This is a genomic window from Xanthomonas euvesicatoria (assembly GCF_013112235.1).
Classification (GTDB): Bacteria; Pseudomonadota; Gammaproteobacteria; order Xanthomonadales; family Xanthomonadaceae; genus Xanthomonas; species Xanthomonas euvesicatoria.
Genome location: NZ_JABFFS010000001.1, coordinates 2976402 through 2996119, shown reverse-complemented (window position 1 = coordinate 2996119; position 19718 = coordinate 2976402). Strand labels below are relative to the sequence as shown.

The window sequence follows — 19718 nt, the reverse complement described above, 5'->3', positions numbered from 1 at the left end:
TGCGATGAGCAATGTCACTGGCCCAGCAGGCTGCGCAACACCGCGGCAAACCGTGCGGCGATACGGGCGCGGTCGACATGCTGCCCCTCGCGCACCACCCAGCGCCCGCCGCGCCAGACGTTGCGCACCGCGGTGCCACGCGCGGCGAACAGCCAGCTGTCCAGCAAGGCGTCGTCGCTGCGCGCCAGCAGGGCCGGATGCGCGGTGTCCAGTTCGATCAGATCGGCCGCTGCTCCGGCACGGATGCCGGTCTGCGCGAGGCCCAGCGCCTGCGCGGCACCCATGCCGGCCTGATCGTAGAGCCAGCGTCCGCTCGACACCGGCCCCTGCGCCACGACATTGCGTGCCTGCAGCGTCAGGCGCTGGCCGTATTCGAGCAGGCGCAGTTCTTCGGCTGCATCGATCAGCACATTCGAATCCGAGCCCACGCCGAAACGCCCGCCCGCAGCAGCGAAGGCCTGCATCGGGAACACGCCATCGCCCAGATTCGCCTCGGTGATCGGGCACAGACCGACGACCGCGCCGCTGGCGACAATTGCCTGCAGTTCGTGTGCATCCACGTGCGTGGCGTGTACCAGGCACCAGCGCGCATCCACCGGCGCGTTGGCCAACAGCCACTGCACCGGGCGCTGCTTGGACCAGGCCAGGCAGGCATCCACTTCACGCTGCTGCTCGGCGATATGGATGTGGATGGGGCCATCGGTAAGCGGCACCAGCGCTGCCAGTTGCTGCGGAGTGACCGCGCGCAGGCTGTGCGGCGCCAGCCCGAGTACCGCGTCCGGCAGCGCTTTCAGGCTGTGTCTGCAGTCGTCCAGCAAGCGCGCGAAGCCGTCAATGTCGTGAATCAGACGGCGTTGCGCCGGGCTGGGGGTGGCACCACCGAAATCCGAGTGCGCATAGAACACCGGCAACAGGCTGAGCCCGATGCCGGTGTTGGCGGCAGCGGCGGCAATGCGCTCGGACATTTCGCCGGGCTGCGCATACGGCACACCGCTGGCTGCGTGATGCAGGTAATGGAATTCGCCGACCCGGGTGAAGCCGCTTTCGAGCATTTCAACATATGCCTGCTCGGCGATTGCCTGCAGGCTGTCCGGGTCGAGCCGGTCGACGAAGCGGTACATCAGCTCGCGCCAGCTCCAGAAGCTGTCGCCGCTGCGCCCGCCGACTTCGGTCAACCCCGCCATGCCGCGTTGGAAGGCATGGCTGTGCAGATTCCCCAAGCCAGGCAACAGCACGTCGCAGCGCGTGTCGGTAATAGCAGCAGCCGCATTGGCCTCCACCGAAACGATGCGGCCCTGCTCTGCCGCGACCCGCACCTTGCTCGCCCAGCCGTCGGGCAACAATGCCCGGGCTGCCCAGAACACCTGCGTCTGTTGGTCTGCCACTAGACACCCTCGATCGCCGAACTTATTGTATATACATATCAGACACCACGAGCCTGCGCCATGCATTGCGACGTTCTGTGGCACAACGCGCAACTGATGACCCTGGATGCGACCGATGGCGGCCTGGGCATCGTGGACGATGGCATCGTCGCCTGCCGGCACGGCCATATCGTCTACGCCGGCGCAGCCGCACAGGCCCCGGCGCTGCAGCCCGACAGTGCGCACGACTGCCGGCGCCGCTGGATCAGCCCCGGCCTGATCGATTGCCACACGCACCTGGTGTACGCCGGCAACCGTGCCAATGAGTTCGAGCAACGCCTGCGCGGCGCCAGCTATGCCGACATCGCCGCAGCCGGCGGCGGCATCGTGGCGACGGTGCGCGCCACCCGCGCCGCCGACGGTGCGGCGTTGCTGGCCGCCAGCCTGCCGCGCCTGGATGCGATGCTTGGCGAAGGCGTCACCACGCTGGAAATCAAATCCGGCTACGGGCTCACGCTGGACGATGAAATCAAGCAGCTGCGCGTGGCGCGCCAACTCGCCGCGCTGCGCAAGGTGGAAGTGGTGCCGACCTTCCTGGGCGCGCATGCCGTGCCGCCTGGCGGGCAGGCGCAGCACTACATCGACCAGGTCTGCACGCAGATGATTCCGGCGATCGCCACGCAAGGACTTGCCGAGGCGGTGGACGTGTTCTGCGAGCATCTGGCGTTCTCGCAGGCGCAGGCCGAACAAGTCTTCGTTGCGGCGCAAGCGCATGGTTTGCGCATCAAGATCCACGCCGAACAATTGAGCAACCAGCACGGCGCCGAACTGGCCGCACGCTACGGCGCGTTGTCGGCCGATCACATCGAGTACCTGGACCAGGCGGGCATTGCGGCGATGGCCGCTGCCGGCACCGTGGCAGTGCTGCTGCCAGGCGCGTTCTACTTCACCCGCGATACCCAACTGCCACCGATTGCCGCGCTGCGCACGGCCGGCGTGCCGCTGGCGTTGGCCACCGATTGCAACCCGGGCACCTCGCCGCTGACCAGCCCGCTGCTGGCGATGAACATGGCGGCGACGTTGTTCCGCATGACCGTGGACGAATGCATCGCCGGGTTCACCCGCGAGGCTGCGCGGGCGCTTGGCCGCAGCGAGCGCCTGGGCCAGTTGCGCGCCGGCATGGACTGCGACCTGGCGATCTGGAACATCGATGCGCCGGCCGATCTGGTCTACCGCATGGGCTTCAATCCTCTTCATGCCCGCGTCTGGCGCGGGCATCTGTGCTGAATCCGGAGTCGTCATGAGTGTTTCTGTTGTCTTGCAACCCGGCCGGGTCACGCTGGCGCAATGGCGTGCGCTGTATCGCGGTGCCGACGTCGCGTTGGACGATGCATGCGCTGCCGCGGTGCTGCGCAGCGCGCAAACGGTGGAGGCCATCGTGGCGCGTGGCGAGCCGGTGTATGGCGTCAACACCGGCTTCGGCAAGCTGGCCAGCGTGCGTATCGAGCCCGAGGATCTGCAGACCCTGCAACGCAATATCGTGCTCTCGCACGCGGCAGGTGTGGGCGAGCCCACGCCGGTACCGGTGGTGCGGCTGATGATGGCGCTCAAGCTCACCAGCCTGGCCCAGGGCGCGTCCGGCGTGCAGCCGGGCACGCTGGCGTTGCTGGAAGCGATGCTGCGCGCCGGCATCACCCCGGTGGTGCCGTGCCAGGGCTCGGTGGGCGCTTCCGGCGACCTGGCACCGCTGTCGCATCTGGCCGCGGTGATGATCGGCGTTGGCGAAGCCTTCGTCGGCGCGCAGCGACTGCCTGCTGCCGACGCGCTTGCACATGCGCAGCTGCAGCCGCGCGTGCTGGGCGCAAAGGAAGGGTTGGCCCTGCTCAACGGCACCCAGTTTTCCACCGCCTGCGCCCTGGCCGGTCTGTTCGAGATCGAAACCGTCCTGCAGGCCGCGCTGGTCACCGGCGCGTTGTCGGTGGAAGCGGCCAAGGGCTCGGATACGCCCTTCGATGCGCGCATTCATGCCTTGCGCGGGCAGCCCGGGCAGATCGCCACCGCTGCCGCATTGCGCGCCCTGATGGCCGATTCGGCCATTCGCGAATCGCATCGGCTGGGCGATGTGCGCGTGCAGGACCCGTACTGCCTGCGCTGCCAGCCGCAGGTGATGGGGGCGGCGCTGGATGTGATGCGTCAGGCCGCGCGCACCCTGCAGATCGAAGCCAATGGCGTGTCCGATAACCCACTGGTCTTCAGCGACACCGGTGAAGCGCTGTCTGGCGGCAACTTCCACGCCGAGCCGGTCGCCTTCGCCGCGGACATGCTGGCGATGGCGGTCTGCGAAATCGGCTCGATCAGCGAACGCCGCACCGCGATGCTGGTCGACCCGGCACTGTCCGGCCTGCCCGCCTTTCTCACCCCGCGCCCGGGCCTGAACTCCGGCTTCATGATTCCGCAGGTGACCGCCGCCGCGCTGGTATCGGAAAACAAGCAGCGCGCGTATCCGGCCAGTGTCGATTCGATTCCGACTTCGGCCAATCAGGAAGATCACGTGTCGATGGCTGCGCACGGTGCGCGCCGCTTGCTGGCGATGGCCGAGAACGCCACCAACGTCATCGGCATCGAGCTTCTGGCCGCCGTGCAGGGCTGCGATTTCCATGCGCCACTGCGCTCCAGCACTGCGCTGGAAGCGGCGCGTGCCCTGTTGCGCGCGCAGGTGCCGACACTGCAGGACGACCGCTACTTTCATCCGGACATGCTGGCTGCCAGCGCATTGGTGCGCTCGGGCGCGCTGGCGCAGGCAGTGGCGATCCCGTTGCCGGGTGTGGAGCAGGACGTATGAGTAGGCAGCGCTTGTGCAGCGAATCGATACCTGCCTCGTCGCGGCCGCAACTGCAGTCTTTCGCGATCTCTCCAAGCGCACGCACTTGCGATGACGCCGCGCCGCGCACGCGACGCATCCGCAACGCACAGCTGCGCAACGCATGCCGCACGCACGCAGCACGCGTGCATGGAGCGCAGCGATGAACGCCCTGCCCGACTGGCTGGAACTGCACCGCGGCGACGCGCCGTTGATCGTCAGTTTTCCGCATACCGGCACCGAGTTACCGGAGGACGTGGCCGACCAGTTCGTGTCGCCGTGGCTGGCGCGCCGCGATACCGATTGGTGGGTACACCAGCTTTACGACTTCGCACAGGCGCTGGGCGCCACCACGCTGCGGACTGCCATCTCGCGCTCGGTCATCGACGTCAATCGCGACCCGAGCGGGGCCTCGCTGTATCCGGGCCAGAACACCACCGGTTTGTGCCCGCTCACCACCTTCGACAATCAGCCTTTGTATGCCGATGGTGCGGCACCGGATCAGGCGCAGATCGCGTTGCGTCGCACGCGCTGGTTCGACCCGTACCACGCCGCGCTTGCGGGGGAAATTGCGCGCCTGCGCGCGCAGCACGCGAAGATCGTGGTCTACGACGCGCATTCGATCCGCTCGTTCATCCCGCATCTGTTCGATGGCGAATTGCCGCAATTCAATATCGGCAGCAACGAGGACCGCAGCTGCGACCGGCGCCTGGTCGATGCGGTGGAGCGCCTGTGCCGCAGCAGCGGCTCCAGCACGGTGCGCAACGGCCGCTTCAAGGGCGGCTGGATCACCCGCCACTACGCGCAGCCCGCGCATGGCGTGCACACCTTGCAGATGGAACTGGCCTGTCGCGGCTACATGCGCGAGCCCGACAGCCTCACGCCCGAAAACTGGCCAACGCCGTGGCAGCCGGTACACGCCGTGGTGCTGCGCGCGGTACTGCGCCACGTGCTGCAGGCCTGCCTGCACTTTGCCAATGCGCCCTCTTCCGACGCCGCGCCGCCTGCGGCCAACCGCTGATTGCAAGGAACCCGGCATGACCCGTCACGATGCAACCCGCGTCATTCGCGCCGCCACCGGCACCACGCTCACCGCCAAGAGCTGGCTCACCGAAGCGCCGCTGCGCATGTTGATGAACAACCTGGACCCGGACGTGGCCGAGCGCCCGCAGGAACTGGTGGTCTACGGCGGTATCGGCCGCGCCGCGCGCGACTGGGAATCCTTCGACGCCATCGTCGCTGCGCTCACGCGGCTGGACGAGGACCAAACCTTGCTGGTGCAGTCCGGCAAACCGGTGGGCGTGTTCCGCACCCATGCCGATGCGCCGCGCGTGCTGATCGCCAACTCCAACCTGGTGCCGCGCTGGGCCAACTGGGACCACTTCAACGAACTCGATCAAAAGGGCCTGGCCATGTACGGCCAGATGACCGCCGGCAGCTGGATCTACATCGGCGCGCAAGGCATCGTGCAGGGCACCTACGAAACCTTCGTGGAAATGGGCCGCCAGCACTACGCCGGCAACCTGGCTGGCAAGTGGCTGTTCACCGGCGGTCTCGGCGGCATGGGCGGCGCGCAACCGCTGGCGGCGGTACTGGCCGGCGCCTCGTGCCTGGCGGTGGAGTGCCGCCGCTCCAGCATCGACATGCGCCTGCGTACCGGGTATCTGGATACGTGGACCGACTCTCTGGACGAGGCGCTGCGCCTGATCGAGGAGTCGTGCACCGCGAAAAAACCGCTGTCGGTCGGCCTGCTCGGCAATGTCGCCGACGTGCTGGACGAACTGCTGCTGCGCGGGATCAAGCCGGATCTGTTGACCGACCAGACTTCTGCGCACGACCCGGTCAACGGCTACCTGCCGCAGGGCTGGAGCGTGGAAGAGTGGGACGCAAAACGCGTGAGCGCGCCCAAGGAAGTGGAAGCCGCTGCGCGCGAGTCGATGGCCAACCACATCCGCGCCATGCTCACTTTCCACGCGCTGGGCGTGCCTACCGTGGATTACGGCAACAACCTGCGCCAGATGGCGCTGGAAGCCGGCATCGATAACGCATTCGATTTCCCCGGCTTCGTGCCTGCCTACATCCGCCCGCTGTTCTGTCGCGGCATTGGCCCGTTCCGCTGGGTTGCGCTCAGCGGCGACCCGGACGACATCGCAAAGACCGACGCCAAGGTCAAGGAGCTCATCCCCGACGATGCGCACCTGCATCGCTGGCTCGACATGGCCGCCGAAAAGATCGCCTTCCAGGGCCTGCCCGCGCGCATCTGCTGGGTGGGCCTGGGCGATCGCCACCGGCTGGGCCTGGCCTTCAACGCCATGGTGCGCAGCGGCGAGCTGAAGGCGCCGGTGGTGATCGGCCGCGACCATCTGGATTCGGGCAGCGTGGCCTCGCCCAATCGCGAAACCGAAGCGATGGCCGACGGCTCGGACGCGGTCTCCGACTGGCCGCTGCTCAATGCCCTGCTCAACACCGCCAGCGGCGCCACCTGGGTGTCGCTGCATCACGGCGGCGGCGTCGGCATGGGCTTTTCGCAGCACGCCGGCATGGTCATCGTCTGCGACGGCAGCGAGGCCGCCGACAAGCGCATCGAACGGGTGCTCTGGAACGACCCGGCCACCGGGGTGATGCGCCACGCCGATGCCGGTTACGCCATTGCAACCGATTGCGCGAAGGAAAAAGGGCTGGATTTGCCTGGCATTCTTCGCTGACCCGGCCGAACAGCGCCACGCTTTGGGGGCACCGCTGCAGCATCCGGGCCGCTCCCGCCCGCAGCCTTGTTCATGCATTCCGCGGTCCCCCGCAAGGGCCCGCTGTCGGGCCTCTTACGGCTGCCATTGGCCACATCAGATGCTGTGCGCCGGCACCATGCAGTTGCGGTGTCTGGGCACGATGTCCCGGATCAGGGCATGCGCCGAGGATCAGCCTCAAGTCTGCGCGTTGCAGGCCGACAAGATATGCAACGTTTCGAGGAATCCCCATGGGCATCCTGATCTACCTGGTGCCTGCATTCGCACTCTGGGCGCTGATCGCGACCGGGCTGGCATTCGTGCGTGGCCGCCAGCTACGTGCCGAATCCGGCGAGCTTGCCAGTACGCAGGACAGCCTTGGCCGCTATCAGGCGGCGCTATCGCAACTGAAGGCGCGTGCGGCGGCCACCACGCTGGAACTGGAATCGCTGCAGCGTAGCTATGCCGTGCTCAAGCAATCGCTGGAACAGCATGAGCAGAACGCCTCCGAGCAGCAGGCAGCCGCTGCCGGCCAAGTGATTCCCATGGTGCTGGTGCAGCGGCTGGATATCGCCAGCGAGATCGGCACGCTGTTCGCGCATGTGGCGCGCGTGGCGCGCAGCCTGCGTCGCTACAGCGCCTATAGCCGCGGCCACAACGCACCCGAGCCTGCCACCGCGCGCTACGACCTGCACTGGCTTGCCGATTGCCTGCACAGCTTCGATCAGATCGGTCATGCGCTGGTACGTGGCAATGTCGCTGCGCTGATCACCGCCTGCCAGGATCTGCTATCGATGTACGAGCACTACCTGAAGGATGGTTCCGGCTACAACAGCCGCGACACCTTCCAGCGCCTGAGCAACGATGTGCCGCTGTCCGAGGCCACCGATGCGATCCGCTCGATCATCGTCAAGGCGACGCTGGCGCAGGATGTGCGCGATGCGGTGCAGGACGACGAGGTGGCGGCGAACGTTGGGTGATTCGGGAATCGGGAATCGGGAATCGGGAATCGGGAAAGCGTGCGGCCTGATGCATCATGTGGGCAAGCGCTGGGCAGATAGCGTCGTCTTGCCGAGATAGCTGAGCGCTTGCCAGATGTGCTTCAAGAAAAAAGCGCACCGCTTGCGGTGCGCTTTTTCGTGCTTCAACGTCCTGAGTCACTGACGAATGGTGCGATCCCTCGTAGCTGCCGGAGGACGACTCGCGGGCGACATCAGCATGTCTGCCTGCATTGCACACTCCGATTCCAGCCACCAACCACGTGGCATTGCGTCTGCCTGTCTTTAGCAGCCGCCCCCGCTCGTCTCCGACATCATTGCGCCTTCTGCGGTAACGCGTAGGCGATCAACGCATCGCCTGCCGGGGTCTCCATGAAGTGGTGCCCGCCGGCCATGATGACCAGATACTCGCGGCCACCGTATTCGTACACCATCGGGTTGGCCTGGCCACCGGCCGGCAACTTGGCATGCCACAGCTCCTTGCCGGTGGCCAGATCGATCGCGCGGATCAGGTCGTCGGTGGCTGCGGCAATGAAGATCAAACCGCTTGCCGTCACCACCGCGCCACCATTGTTCGGTGTACCGATTTCGATCGGCAGGCCGGAACGGATGCCGAACGGGCCATTGCCGCGCGCACTGCCGAACGGGCGGTCCCACAGCGTCTTGCCGCTGGCCAGATCGATGGCGCGGATGCCGCCATACGGTGGCTCCTTGCACAGCAACTTGGTGAACGGCAGACGCCAGCCGGCATTGACGTTGACTGCATACGGCGTGCCGGTCTGCGGGTCGCCTGCGCCTTCCGCACCGCCCGCATCGCCACGCACTTCATCACGCGGTGCCCAACCCAGCTTGTCGGCCTTGGCGCGCGGCACCAGCAGGTTGTAGTTGGGCATGTCGTTGTAATTGGCCACGATCACACCGCGGTGCGGATCTACCGCCACGCTGCCCCAATCCGAACCACCGTTGTAACCGGGGTACTCGATCGAATGCCGGTCCGCTTCCGGCGGCGTGTAGATGCCCTTATAGCTGGCCTTGCGGAACTGGATACGGCAAACCAGCTGGTCGATCGGGGTCATGCCCCACATGTCGCGTTCGGTCAGATCCGGCTTGCGCAACGTGTGGTACAGCGAGAACGGCTGCGTCCTGGCACGCATCTGCGGCTCCACGCCACCGCCTGGCACCGCACGCTCTTCCACGCCCACCAGCGGCTTGCCGGTGCGCCGATCCAGGACGTACAGCTCGCCCTGCTTGCTCGGCAACAGCACCGCCGGCACGTTGACGCCGTCCTTGGGGAAGTCGATCAGGCTCGGCTGCGAGCCCAGGTCGTAGTCCCATGCATCGATGTGGGTGGTCTGGAAATTCCATGCCGGCTTGCCGGTGGCGACATCCAGCGCCACCAGCGAGGTCGCGTAACGGTTTTCCTGCGGCGTGCGCGAGCTGCTCCAGTAATCGGCTGTGGAATTGCCCATCGGCAGATAGACATAGCCCAACTGCTCATCGGCTGCGGCGGTGGTCCACATATTGGGCGTGCCGCGCGTCCAGCTCTGGCCCGGCGGCGGTGCGCCGTTCCATTCCGGATGCGTCATGTCCCAGGCCCAGCGCAACTTGCCGGTCACCGCATCGAAGCCTTCGATCACACCGGAGGGCTCGTAACGCTTCTGCCCGTCGAGCACTTGATGCCCGGTGACCACCACGCCGCGCACGATGGCCGGCGGCGAATTGATCGACACATAGCCCGGCGGCGTCTGGCCCATACCGACGGTGATGTCGACCTGACCGTTGCTGCCGAAATCCGGGCATGGCGTGCCGCTGCGTGCGTCCAGCGCAATCAAGCGCCCGTCGAGCGTGCCTTCGATCACGCGCGTGCGGCACAGCGGTGCGGTTGCTCCAGCATCCGCAGCGGTGGCAGCCGCCGGCACTTCGTAATACGAGACGCCACGGCATGCCGCCGTGTACGGAATCGCTTCGTCCTTGACCTTGGGATCGTAGCGCCAGCGCTGCTTGCCGCTGGCGGCATCCAGCGCAATCACCTGGTTGCGTGCAGTACATAGGTACAGGCTGTCGCCCACCTTCAGCGGCGTGGTTTCCGCACCCCAGCGCTTGTTCGGCAGATCGCCGGTGTGGAAAAGCCAGGCTTGCTGCAGCTGCGCGACGTTGTCACGATTGATCTGCTGCAGCGGCGAATAGCGTTGGCCGGCCTGGCTGCGTCCGTATGCGGCCCAATCGCCGTCGGCCGGTGCATTCGCCGGCTGTACGCCGGACGCCGCGACCGGGGCGGAGGTGTCGCGGTTGACCAGACCACCGAGCATGCCTGCCGCATGCGCCAGCGCGCCATCGGCTTCAGTCACGCCATGCGGCATGAACGCCAATGCGAACGCCACCACAAATACCATCGCCAGCGCACCGGCCAGGCTGCGCGATACCGTGCGCGACACAGGGCGATGCAGTTTCGGTAGCAACAGCGCAAGCACGAATGCCAGACCCACGATCAGGCCCAGACGCGGCACCCAGCGCCAGTAATCGCTGCCTGATTCCCACCACGTCCAGAGCAACGAAACCGCCACTACGCCGGCAAACCACCAGGCGCCCGCATTGCGGCCACGAAACAGCAGCACACCAGCAATCAGCATCGCCGCGCCGGCCGGTGCGTAATACCAAGAGCCGCCCAACGCAGCCAGCCACACGCCACCGGCAAGCAGCACCGCGCCCAGTAAAGCAATCACGCCTCCCAAGGTCGCCAGCGCCCAATGGCCGCGACCGGAAGGACGATCCAGAATCGTCATCCGTTGTTCCTCTTCGACTCAGCGGCGACGCAACGCCGCCGCACCACCCACAACCTTCGACCCGGGCCAGTGAAAGAGCCGCGATCTTTGCGGCGAACGCATGAAGACACTGCGTTGCAGATGTCAGCACTCGCCATAAAGCGTGGCGCCCCAAACCTTCGCGCATAAAAAAACGCCGGTTTTCACCGGCGTTTTTGCTCAACTGCATCGCGTTGGCGCTGCGATCATGCGTCAGTTGTTGGCGGCGCCTCGCTCACACTTGCGCCTGCTTCGTCCACCACCTCATCCACTTCATCCAGCGACGCATCCAGGCGTTCCACCGCCTGCAACTTTTCGCCCTTGGACAAGCGGATCAGCGTGACGCCCTGCGTATTACGGCCAACGCGCGAGATCTCCGAACCACGCGTGCGCACCAGCGTGCCGCCATCGGAAATCAACAGCACTTCATCGGTGGCGCCCAGCAGCACCGCACGCACCAGCTTGCCGTTGCGCTCGGTGGTCTGGATGCCGATCACGCCCTGGGTGCCACGCCCCTTGCGCGGGTACTCGGTCAGCGGGGTGCGCTTGCCGTAGCCGTTCTCGGTGGCCGTCAGGATGTAGGCCACGTTGCCGTCGTCGGCGACCTCGATTACGGCAGACTCGCCGCCATCGGTGGCTTCCACCACGTCATCGACCTCCTCGCCTTCGATCTCTTCTTCGACACCGCCAGCACGCTCGGCCACGATCAGGCTGACCACTTCCTCGCCCTTGGTCAGACGGATACCGCGCACGCCGGTGGCGGTACGGCCCATCGAACGCACGGTGGATTCGCCAAAGCGCACGGTCTTGCCGTTGGAAGCGAACAGCAACACGTCGCGGTCGCCATCGGTCAAGGCCACCCCGACCAGCGCATCGCCCTCGTCCAGGTTGATGGCGATCTTGCCGCGCGCCAGACGGAAGGCGAATTCGCTCAACGGCGTCTTCTTGACCGTGCCGTTGCGTGTGGCGAAGAACACGTAGCGGTTGTCGGCGTATTCGCGCACCGGCAGCACCGCCTGCACGCGCTCGCCGGCTTCCAGCGGAATCCAGTTGATGATCGGCCTGCCACGCGCATTGGAGCCGGCTTCCGGCAACTGGTGCACCGGCAGCCAGAACACCTTGCCGCTGCTGGTGAAGGTCAGCAGCGTGTCGTGCGTGTTGACCAGCCACAGCTGGTCGATGAAATCTTCTTCCTTGGTCGCTGCGGCAGAGCGGCCACGGCCACCGCGGCGCTGCGCGCGATACGCGCTCACCGGCTGGCGCTTGGCGTACCCGGCGTGCGACAGCGTCACCACCACGTCCTCCGGCGCGATCAGATCCAGGATGTCCAGATCTTCTTCGCTGTGACGGATTTCGGTGCGGCGTTCGTCGCCATATTCTTCGCGGATATTGATCAGCTCGTCGCGGACCACCTGCAGCAGCACGTCCGGGTTTTCCAGGATGCGGATCAGGCCTTCGATGACGCCGAGCAACTGCTTGTACTCGTCGGTCAGCTTTTCCTGTTCCAGGCCGGTGAGGCGATGCAGACGCATTTCCAGGATCTGCGAGGCCTGCACTTCGCTGAGCTGGTAGAAGCCCTGGATCAGGCCCACGCCCGGCGGCAGATCTTCCGGCTTGGAGGCTTCGGCGCCGGCGGCGCCCAACAGCGCGCCCACCAGGCCCGGTTGCCAGGTCTTGGCCAGCATGCGCTCGCGCGCTTCCTGCGGGTTGGCCGAGGTCTTGATCAACTCGATCATTTCATCGATGTTGGCCAACGCAACGGTCAGGCCTTCCAGCACGTGCGCACGCGCACGCGCCTTGCGAAGTTCGAAAATGGTGCGGCGGGTGACCACCTCGCGGCGGTGGCGGATGAACGCCTCCAGCATCTGCTTGAGGTTCATCAACTGCGGGCGGCCGTCGATCAGCGCCACCATGTTGATGCCGAACACCGCCTCCATCTGGGTCTGCTGGTACAGGTTGTTGAGCACAACCTCGGCAGATTCGCCGCGCTTGACTTCGATGTAGATGCGCATGCCGTCCTTGTCGGACTCATCGCGCAACTCGCTGATGCCTTCGAGCTTCTTTTCCTTGACCAGCTCGGCGATCTTCTCGATCAGCCGCGCCTTGTTGACCTGGTACGGGATCTCGGTGACGACGATCGCCTCGCGACCGTTGTCGGCCACTTCCACATCGGCCTTGGCGCGGATGCGCACACGGCCACGGCCGGTGCGGTAGCCGGCCGCGATGCCGGCGGTGCCGTTGATGATGCCGGCGGTGGGGAAATCCGGGCCGGGGATGTATTCCATCAGGCCTTCGACATCCAGCTCGGGTGTGTCGATCAGCGCGATGCAGGCGTTGATCGCCTCGGTCAGGTTATGCGGCGGGATATTGGTGGCCATGCCCACCGCGATACCGGCCGAGCCATTGACCAGCAGGCTCGGGAACCGGGTCGGCATGACCGTCGGTTCCTGTTCCTTTTCGTCGTAATTGGGCTGGAAATCGACGGTTTCCTTGTCGATGTCGGCCATCAGCTCATGCGCCAGCCGCGACATGCGCGACTCGGTGTAACGCATTGCCGCAGCGGAGTCGCCGTCGACCGAACCGAAGTTACCCTGACCGTCGACCATCATGTAGCGCAGCGAGAACGGCTGCGCCATGCGCACCAGCGTGTCGTACACCGACTGGTCGCCGTGCGGATGGTATTTACCGATGACGTCGCCGACGATACGCGCCGACTTGAAGTAGGCCTTGTTGCTGTGTGCGCCCAGCTCGTGCATCGCGTACAGCACGCGCCGGTGCACAGGCTTGAGGCCATCACGGGCATCGGGGAGTGCGCGGCCCACGATCACGCTCATCGCGTAATCGAGGTAGCTCTTGCGCATCTCGTCTTCCAGGTTGACCTGGATGATTTCCTTGGCGGTTTCTGCCATTCGGGTTCCGTATGTGAGGTGGCGGGCGAGCCGGAAAGCCGCGTCGGGAGCGCCCTTGCATCAGGCTGCCGACCCCACGCTCCCGCCGAGCGATTCAAGCGCCGGATTGTACCACGGCAGGGCATCCCGACGCCTCCGCTTTACCAGCCAGAAACAAGCACTTGCAGGGAGTTTGGGCGGCGTTGGAAGCCGGGCGGCCGGCCCCGGGCTCAGGCGCCGAAGGCGGCCTGCATCCGCGCCAGGTCCGGCTGCGCGATCACGCCGCGTTCGGTGACGATTGCGTCGATCAGATCGCCCGGAGTGACGTCGAAAACCGGGTTCCAGGCATGGATGCCATCGGCCACCGTCCTGACCCCGCCCACGCCGAACAACTCGCCGGGATCGCGTTGCTCGATCTCGATCTGGTCCCCGCTGGCCGTTGCCATATCCACCGTGGACGACGGCGCCACCACCATGAATTTGACCCCGTGGTGGCGGGCGGCGATGGCCAGCTGGTAGGTGCCGATCTTGTTGGCGGTATCACCATTGGCGCAGATGCGATCGGCGCCGACGATCACCCACTGCACCAGTCCGGATTTCATCAGATGCGAGGCCGCCGAATCGGCGATCAGGGTGGCGTCGATACCGTCCTGCTGCAGCTCCCACACGGTCAGGCGTGCGCCCTGCAGCCACGGCCGGGTCTCTCCGGCGAACACCTTGGCAATGCGCTGTTGCGCCATGCCGGCGCGGATCACGCCCAGTGCGGTGCCAAAGCCGGCGGTGGCCAGCGAGCCGGTGTTGCAATGGGTGAGCACGCCGCTGCCCGGTGCGATCAACGCGGCGCCAAGCGCGCCCATGTGGCGGTTGGCGGCCAGGTCTTCATCGGCGATGGCCTGCGCCTCGCGCGCGATCACCTCGCGCCAGTCGGCGCCGGCCGCGCCCAGTACGCGGCGCATGCGCATCAGCGCCCAGGCCAGGTTGACGGCAGTCGGACGCGCCGCGTTGAGCCGCAGCAGCGCCGGCTCCAGCTTCTGCAGCGCAGCGCTGCCGTCGTCGGCAGCGATGTCGCGCGCGGCCAGCACCACGCCCCAACCTGCCGCGATGCCGATCGCCGGCGCACCGCGCACAGCCAGCGAATGGATCGCCTCGGCCACCGTGTCGCTGCTGTCGCAACGCACATGCGCCACCTCGAAGGGCAACTTGCGTTGGTCAAGCAATTCAAGGGCATCGCCGGTCCACAGCAGTGGCCGGATGTGGTCGTAGCGGGCGTAATCGATATGGGCGCTGTCGTTCATGCGTCCATTGTAAGGCGCGCGCAGCGCCTGCGCCGTTGCACGACCGCGCGGCCTTGGCGCGGCGAACAAACCCACTGCGCAGCCGGCAGGCGGCCGCGGCCGGTGCCCGGAATCGGCAGGTACCACTCGTACACCTGCGCTGACGGCGCGTCGTCCCGACCCGCCTGACGACTGCGCGCGATGTCGTGTTGGCCGCTCTCAGTCGACGATGAACTCGGCGCGGCAGCCGTCGTTCACCCACACCCCGTCGCGGCTCCAGCCCCAGGTCTGGCCTTCCACGCAGGGCGTTTTGGACATCTGCCGGCCCAGGCGCACCGCACGTTCCACCGACACCCCGCAGGTGCGCCGCGCGCTTTTCTTCGATTCGCAGGTAACCATGCGCGGCACCGCGACGAAGCCGGAGCCATCTTCTGCGCCCACTTCGAATTCGCCGTCGCATCCACGCGAGACCCAGATTTCGTTGCGGCGAACGCCCCAGGTGCGCCCTTCCTTGCATGGCCACATCGAGCGTTGCCGCAGCAGCCGCACCGGCGCGCCCCGCAGCACAACCGGGCAGGCCACCGTGCCGCCGTTGGAATCGCAGCGCACCACGCGGCGCATCACGGTTGCGGTCTTCGCACGGGTCGCTGCGAATTCGGCGCGGCAGCCTTGTTCGACCCACACGCCGTCGCGTTCGACATCCCATTCACTACCGCGGATGCAGCTGGTTTCGGAGAGCTGGCGCACCAGTTGCACGCCTTGGGCGGTGTCCATCGCGCAGTGCACGCGCGCCAGGTCCTTGGACTCGCAGCGCACCACGCCGGCTGCGCGGTCGGACGCGCGCGCATCGGCGAGCAGCAGCAGCGGCAAGCACCACAAACCGCATAAGCTGACCAGCCACTTCATGCCGACAATCCTCACCCCGAACGATCTTCGTCGCGCCCCCGTGGACGCGAAGATGAGAGCATCATCGATGTGAAGATAGCAATACGGCGCCGATGACAGCCAGATGACTCAGGCGCGGGCGAAGTCGAACGCCAGCACGTCGGCGATCTGCGTGGTGCCGCGCAGGGCCATCAACAGGCGATCCACGCCCACCGCCACACCGGCGCAGTCGGGCAACTGCGACAACACCGCCAGCAGGCGCTCGTCCAGCGGCAGCTGCGGCAATCCACGTGCCGCACGCACGGCGTTGTCGCGCACGAAGCGCGCACGCTGCTCCTGCGCATCGTTCAGTTCGTGATAACCATTGGCCACCTCGAAACTGCCCAGATACAGCTCGAAGCGCTCGGCGACCGGCGGATCGTCGTGGCGGATCCGCGCCAACGCACACTGACTGGCCGGCCAATCGTGCACCACCGTCAGGGTGTCGGCGGCAAAGCCCGGCTGGATGCGATGGGTCATCAGCAGGTCCAGCCAATCGTCGCGGGTCAGACCCACAGGATCGATCGCCACGTCATGCAAGGCAGCGCGTAGCATTTCGATCGGGTCGCACAATGGGTCGATGCCCAGCGCCTGCACAAAGAGCGCGCGATACGTCAGCACCTGCACCCTCGCTTGGCGCCCGACCAGCGCCAGCGCGCGACGCACCAGTTCGATGGTCTCCTGCGCCAGACTGCGATCGTTCCAGCCCACCCGATACCATTCGAGCATGCTGAACTCGGGGTTGTGACGGCCACCGGCTTCGCCGTTGCGAAACACCCGCCCCAGTTCGTAGCAATCGCCCAGGCCGGCGGCTAGCAGGCGTTTGAGCGGATACTCCGGCGAGGTACGCAACCAGCGCAGCGGCGCGCCGGCATCGACATGACCGGTGAAGCGCGTACTGAAACTTTCGATATTCGGTTCTGTATTGCCGGCCTCCGAAAGCACCGGTGTTTCCACTTCCAGCACGCCGCGTTCGGCGAAGAAGTCGCGGATCGCGGCGTTGAGCCGCGCCCGCAACTGCAGCGCGGCCAGATCCAACTGCGCCGTGCTCACGGCTGTTGGCCGTGGTCGCCCAGGAAGGCCAGCAGACGCGCTTCGTCCCAGATCTCCACGCCCAGCGACTGCGCCTTGTCGAGCTTGGAACCGGCTTCTTCGCCGGCCACCAGAAATGCCGTCTTCTTGGAGACGCTACCGGCGACCTTGGCGCCCAATGCTTCGAGCCGCTGTTTGGCCGCATCGCGTGTCAGCGCAGCCAGGGTCCCGGTGATGACCACGGTCTGGCCATCGAGCGGGCCGGTCTGCAGCGCATCGGCTTGGGGCAGACGCGCCAGCACGGTTTCCATCGCCTGCTGCGCCGCATTCGCGAGCGCAGTGTTTTCGGGGCGATCCAGCCATTGCAGCAACGCGGCCACCACGGGTGCCGGAACGCCAGCTTGCTGCAAGGCATCGGCACCGGCCGTGCGCAACGCAGCGAACGAATCCACCGCCGCGGCAAGCTGCTGCGCGCGCACCGGCGTCACCTTGGGAATGTCCATGTCTTCCAGCACGCTGGCAAAACTCAACGCCTCGCGCAGCTTGGGCGAAGGTGGATGCGTATCGCCGATGCGCACGCCACGCTGCAGCAGGTCATCGATGGCCTGCTGATTGCCGGCCTGATCGAAGAAGTGCCCAAGCGAACGCGCCACTTCGCCGCCGATGTCCGGCACGCGCTTGAACAGCGGCCACGGCAGATGCCGGATCAATTCCAGATCGCCGAACCAGGCCGACAACGCCTTGGCCGTGCTTTCGCCCACATGCTCGATACCCAGCGCAAACAGGAAACGCTCCAGCGTGGTGTCGCGCGATGTTTCGATCGCCTCGATCAGATTCTCCGCCCACTTGGTGGCGATCTTCTTGCGGTTCCAGTCGAAGCGCGGCAAGCCTGCGCGCAGCAGATCGGCCTGCCAGGTCTGCGGCACGTCGCGCTCGCCGGCCAGGTCCACGCCGATGCCGACCACGCTGGTTTCCAGCTGCGCATATGCGCCGCTGGCCAGATGCTCGCGCGCCTCGCGCAAGAACGCGTGCGGACTCTCGGCCGTGCTGATCAGGCGCAATTGCAGCAGCTGATCCACGCTTAGCAGATACAGGTCGGCCACGCCTTTCACCAGGCCACTGTCGACCAGCACTTCGATGAATTTTTCGCCCAGGCCGTCCACATCCATCGCGCGCCGCGAGACAAAATGCCGGAACGCCTCCTTGCGCTGCGCCGGGCAGGTCAACTCGCCGGAACAGCGCCAGACCGCCTGACCTTCTTCGCGCACGATCTGCGAACCGCACACCGGGCATTGCGTCGGCATCTGCCAGGCCTGGGTACCGGGCGGGCGCTGGTCGGCCACCACAGCGGCCACTTCAGGAATGACGTCCCCGGCGCGGCGCACGATCACCGTGTCGCCCACGCGCACATCCAGCCGCGCGATCTGGTCGGCATTGTGCAGCGTGGCATTGGTGACGATCACCCCGGCCACATGCACCGGCTTCAGGCGCGCCACCGGCGTGGCCGCACCGGTGCGGCCGATCTGGATCTCGATCGCCTCCACCGTGGTGGACTGCTCCTGTGCGGGGAACTTGTGCGCAATCGCCCAACGCGGCGCGCGCGAGACGAAGCCCATTTCGCGTTGCCCGGCCAGATCGTCGAGCTTGTACACCACGCCATCGATATCGAAGGCCAGCCCATCGCGTGCGGCACCGATGCGCTGGTAATACGCCAGCAGACCATCGCTGCCCTGCACCACCTCGACCAGCGCGCTGACCGGAAAGCCCCACGCACGCAGTTGCGCCAGGATCGCCGAATGGGTCTGCGGCAATGCGCCTTCGCTCACTTCGCCGACGCCGTAGGCAAAGAAGCTCAGCGGGCGCTGCGCGGTGATGCGCGCATCCAGCTGGCGCAGCGAGCCGGCCGCGCCATTGCGCGGGTTGGCCAGCACCTTGCCGCCCTGCGCACGCATCTGTGCGTTGTAGGCTTCGAACGCGGCGCGCGGCATATAGACCTCGCCGCGCACTTCCAGCACCTGCGGCCAGCCCTCGCCGCGCAGCCGCAATGGAATCGCCTGGACGGTGCGCAGGTTGGCGCTGACATCCTCGCCGGTGGCGCCATCGCCGCGCGTGGCGCCCTGCACGAACTCGCCATTCTCGTAGCGCAGGCTGATCGCCAGGCCATCGAGCTTGGGTTCGGCGGAAAACAGCGGTTGCTTGACCTCCAGCCGCTCGCTGATGCGGCGCACGAACTCGGTCACTTCCTCATCGCTGAAGGCATTGCCCAACGACAGCATCGGCAAGGCATGCCGCACTTCGGCAAATCGCGAGGCGGCCAGATGGCCGACGCGCTGGGTTGGCGAATCGGCACTGGCCAATTCCGGGTGCGCGCGCTCCAAGGCCTCCAGCTCGCGCATCAACTTGTCGTAATCGGCGTCGGCCATCTGCGGCTCGTCGAGCACGTGATACCGGTAGTTGGCGTCTTCGATGCGACGGCGCAGGGCATCGATGCGCTGAGCGGGATCCGGGCTGGCAGTCATACGATCGCAGGGCTGGCTCTGGGCCGCCTATTCTAACGGGCCATGCCGATGCCAAGGTCAGCGGTGCGGGTGCCGTTCGCGATGACTGAGCGATGCTTGAGCGATGGATGAAGTCGTTTGCGTCGATGCGCACCGGGTGCGTCAGCACCCATTCGCATCCGGGCTGGACAGCGGGCCCGGCAGGAGCACGGCCATTACAGCCAGCCACCGTCACGCCACCTGTCTCTGCCGTCCAACGCCTGCAAGCACGCGTCGAACCAGTTTTATGGCAATTCCCCGATAGGCAGACAGACACAAACCCGCTAGCGTGGCGCCCTCTTTGCCCGCCGCCTATG

12 protein-coding genes and 1 other RNA gene are annotated in these 19718 nt (G+C 66.3%); 6 read left to right on the top strand and 7 right to left on the bottom strand.

Annotated elements, in window-relative coordinates; genetic code table 11:
• Positions 1 to 14: 14 nt before the first annotated feature.
• Positions 15 to 1385: a formimidoylglutamate deiminase gene (locus HLH45_RS12995; RefSeq protein WP_008576256.1), complete on the bottom strand. Its 1371-nt coding sequence runs from the start codon at positions 1383 to 1385 to the stop codon at positions 15 to 17.
• Positions 1386 to 1445: 60 nt separating this feature from the next.
• On the opposite strand from HLH45_RS12995, the gene hutI reads away from it, so the two are divergent.
• The 5 genes from hutI (at position 1446) to HLH45_RS12970 (ending at position 7927) form a co-directional block, all read left to right on the top strand.
• A complete protein-coding gene (hutI, locus tag HLH45_RS12990) occupies positions 1446 to 2651 on the top strand; it encodes an imidazolonepropionase (RefSeq protein ID WP_008576258.1) in 1206 nt (401 codons plus the stop codon).
• A 13-nt stretch (positions 2652 to 2664) separates the two neighbouring features.
• The gene (gene hutH / locus HLH45_RS12985; RefSeq protein ID WP_031422068.1) at positions 2665 to 4206 is read left to right on the top strand and encodes a histidine ammonia-lyase; all 1542 of its coding nucleotides are present in this window, start codon (positions 2665 to 2667) and stop codon (positions 4204 to 4206) included.
• Positions 4207 to 4387: 181 nt separating this feature from the next.
• On the top strand, positions 4388 to 5245 hold the full coding sequence (gene hutG / locus HLH45_RS12980) for an N-formylglutamate deformylase (RefSeq protein ID WP_033479085.1): 858 nt from the start codon (positions 4388 to 4390) through the stop codon (positions 5243 to 5245).
• 16 nt (positions 5246 to 5261) lie between these two features.
• A complete protein-coding gene (gene hutU, locus HLH45_RS12975) occupies positions 5262 to 6929 on the top strand; it encodes a urocanate hydratase (RefSeq protein WP_008576264.1) in 1668 nt (555 codons plus the stop codon).
• A 269-nt stretch (positions 6930 to 7198) separates the two neighbouring features.
• On the top strand, positions 7199 to 7927 hold the full coding sequence (locus HLH45_RS12970; protein WP_008576266.1) for a hypothetical protein: 729 nt from the start codon (positions 7199 to 7201) through the stop codon (positions 7925 to 7927).
• 332 nt (positions 7928 to 8259) lie between these two features.
• Here the strand turns inward: HLH45_RS12970 and HLH45_RS12965 are convergent, their stop codons facing one another.
• From HLH45_RS12965 to mtnA, 3 genes are all read right to left on the bottom strand, one after another.
• Complete coding sequence (locus HLH45_RS12965) at positions 8260 to 10728, bottom strand: membrane-bound PQQ-dependent dehydrogenase, glucose/quinate/shikimate family (RefSeq protein ID WP_008576267.1); 2469 nt, start codon at positions 10726 to 10728, stop codon at positions 8260 to 8262.
• Between the two features lie 224 nt (positions 10729 to 10952).
• The gene (gene gyrA, locus HLH45_RS12960) at positions 10953 to 13655 is read right to left on the bottom strand and encodes a DNA gyrase subunit A (RefSeq protein WP_008576268.1); all 2703 of its coding nucleotides are present in this window, start codon (positions 13653 to 13655) and stop codon (positions 10953 to 10955) included.
• Positions 13656 to 13864: 209 nt separating this feature from the next.
• Positions 13865 to 14929: an S-methyl-5-thioribose-1-phosphate isomerase gene (gene mtnA, locus HLH45_RS12955; RefSeq protein ID WP_008576269.1), complete on the bottom strand. Its 1065-nt coding sequence runs from the start codon at positions 14927 to 14929 to the stop codon at positions 13865 to 13867.
• Positions 14930 to 15046: 117 nt separating this feature from the next.
• Here mtnA and HLH45_RS12950 point away from each other — a divergent pair.
• Positions 15047 to 15123, top strand: a non-coding RNA gene (locus tag HLH45_RS12950) — sX9 sRNA.
• Positions 15124 to 15127: 4 nt separating this feature from the next.
• Here HLH45_RS12950 and HLH45_RS12945 read toward each other — a convergent pair.
• The 3 genes from HLH45_RS12945 to ligA all read right to left on the bottom strand — a co-directional run bounded on the left by HLH45_RS12945 (position 15128) and on the right by ligA (position 19383).
• Positions 15128 to 15814: a DUF3011 domain-containing protein gene (locus HLH45_RS12945; protein ID WP_008576270.1), complete on the bottom strand. Its 687-nt coding sequence runs from the start codon at positions 15812 to 15814 to the stop codon at positions 15128 to 15130.
• Between the two features lie 108 nt (positions 15815 to 15922).
• Positions 15923 to 16885, bottom strand: a complete 963-nt coding sequence (epmA, locus tag HLH45_RS12940; RefSeq protein ID WP_008576271.1) for an EF-P lysine aminoacylase EpmA — start codon at positions 16883 to 16885, stop codon at positions 15923 to 15925.
• The gene (gene ligA, locus HLH45_RS12935; protein ID WP_074053194.1) at positions 16882 to 19383 is read right to left on the bottom strand and encodes an NAD-dependent DNA ligase LigA; all 2502 of its coding nucleotides are present in this window, start codon (positions 19381 to 19383) and stop codon (positions 16882 to 16884) included. Before ligA ends, epmA begins: the two co-directional genes overlap by 4 nt.
• Positions 19384 to 19718: the final 335 nt, after the last annotated feature.

Bases quoted from the DNA above. Each gene is read 5' to 3' on its own strand.
- ligA (WP_074053194.1), bottom strand. From the start codon at position 19,383: ATGACTGCCAGCCCGGATCCCGCTCAGCGCATCGATGCCCTGCGCCGT.
- hutH (WP_031422068.1), top strand. From the start codon at position 2,665: ATGAGTGTTTCTGTTGTCTTGCAACCCGGCCGGGTCACGCTGGCGCAA.
- hutI (WP_008576258.1), top strand. From the start codon at position 1,446: ATGCATTGCGACGTTCTGTGGCACAACGCGCAACTGATGACCCTGGAT.
- HLH45_RS12945 (WP_008576270.1), bottom strand. From the start codon at position 15,814: ATGAAGTGGCTGGTCAGCTTATGCGGTTTGTGGTGCTTGCCGCTGCTG.
- mtnA (WP_008576269.1), bottom strand. From the start codon at position 14,929: ATGAACGACAGCGCCCATATCGATTACGCCCGCTACGACCACATCCGG.
- HLH45_RS12965 (WP_008576267.1), bottom strand. From the start codon at position 10,728: ATGACGATTCTGGATCGTCCTTCCGGTCGCGGCCATTGGGCGCTGGCG.
- gyrA (WP_008576268.1), bottom strand. From the start codon at position 13,655: ATGGCAGAAACCGCCAAGGAAATCATCCAGGTCAACCTGGAAGACGAG.
- HLH45_RS12970 (WP_008576266.1), top strand. From the start codon at position 7,199: ATGGGCATCCTGATCTACCTGGTGCCTGCATTCGCACTCTGGGCGCTG.
- hutG (WP_033479085.1), top strand. From the start codon at position 4,388: ATGAACGCCCTGCCCGACTGGCTGGAACTGCACCGCGGCGACGCGCCG.
- hutU (WP_008576264.1), top strand. From the start codon at position 5,262: ATGACCCGTCACGATGCAACCCGCGTCATTCGCGCCGCCACCGGCACC.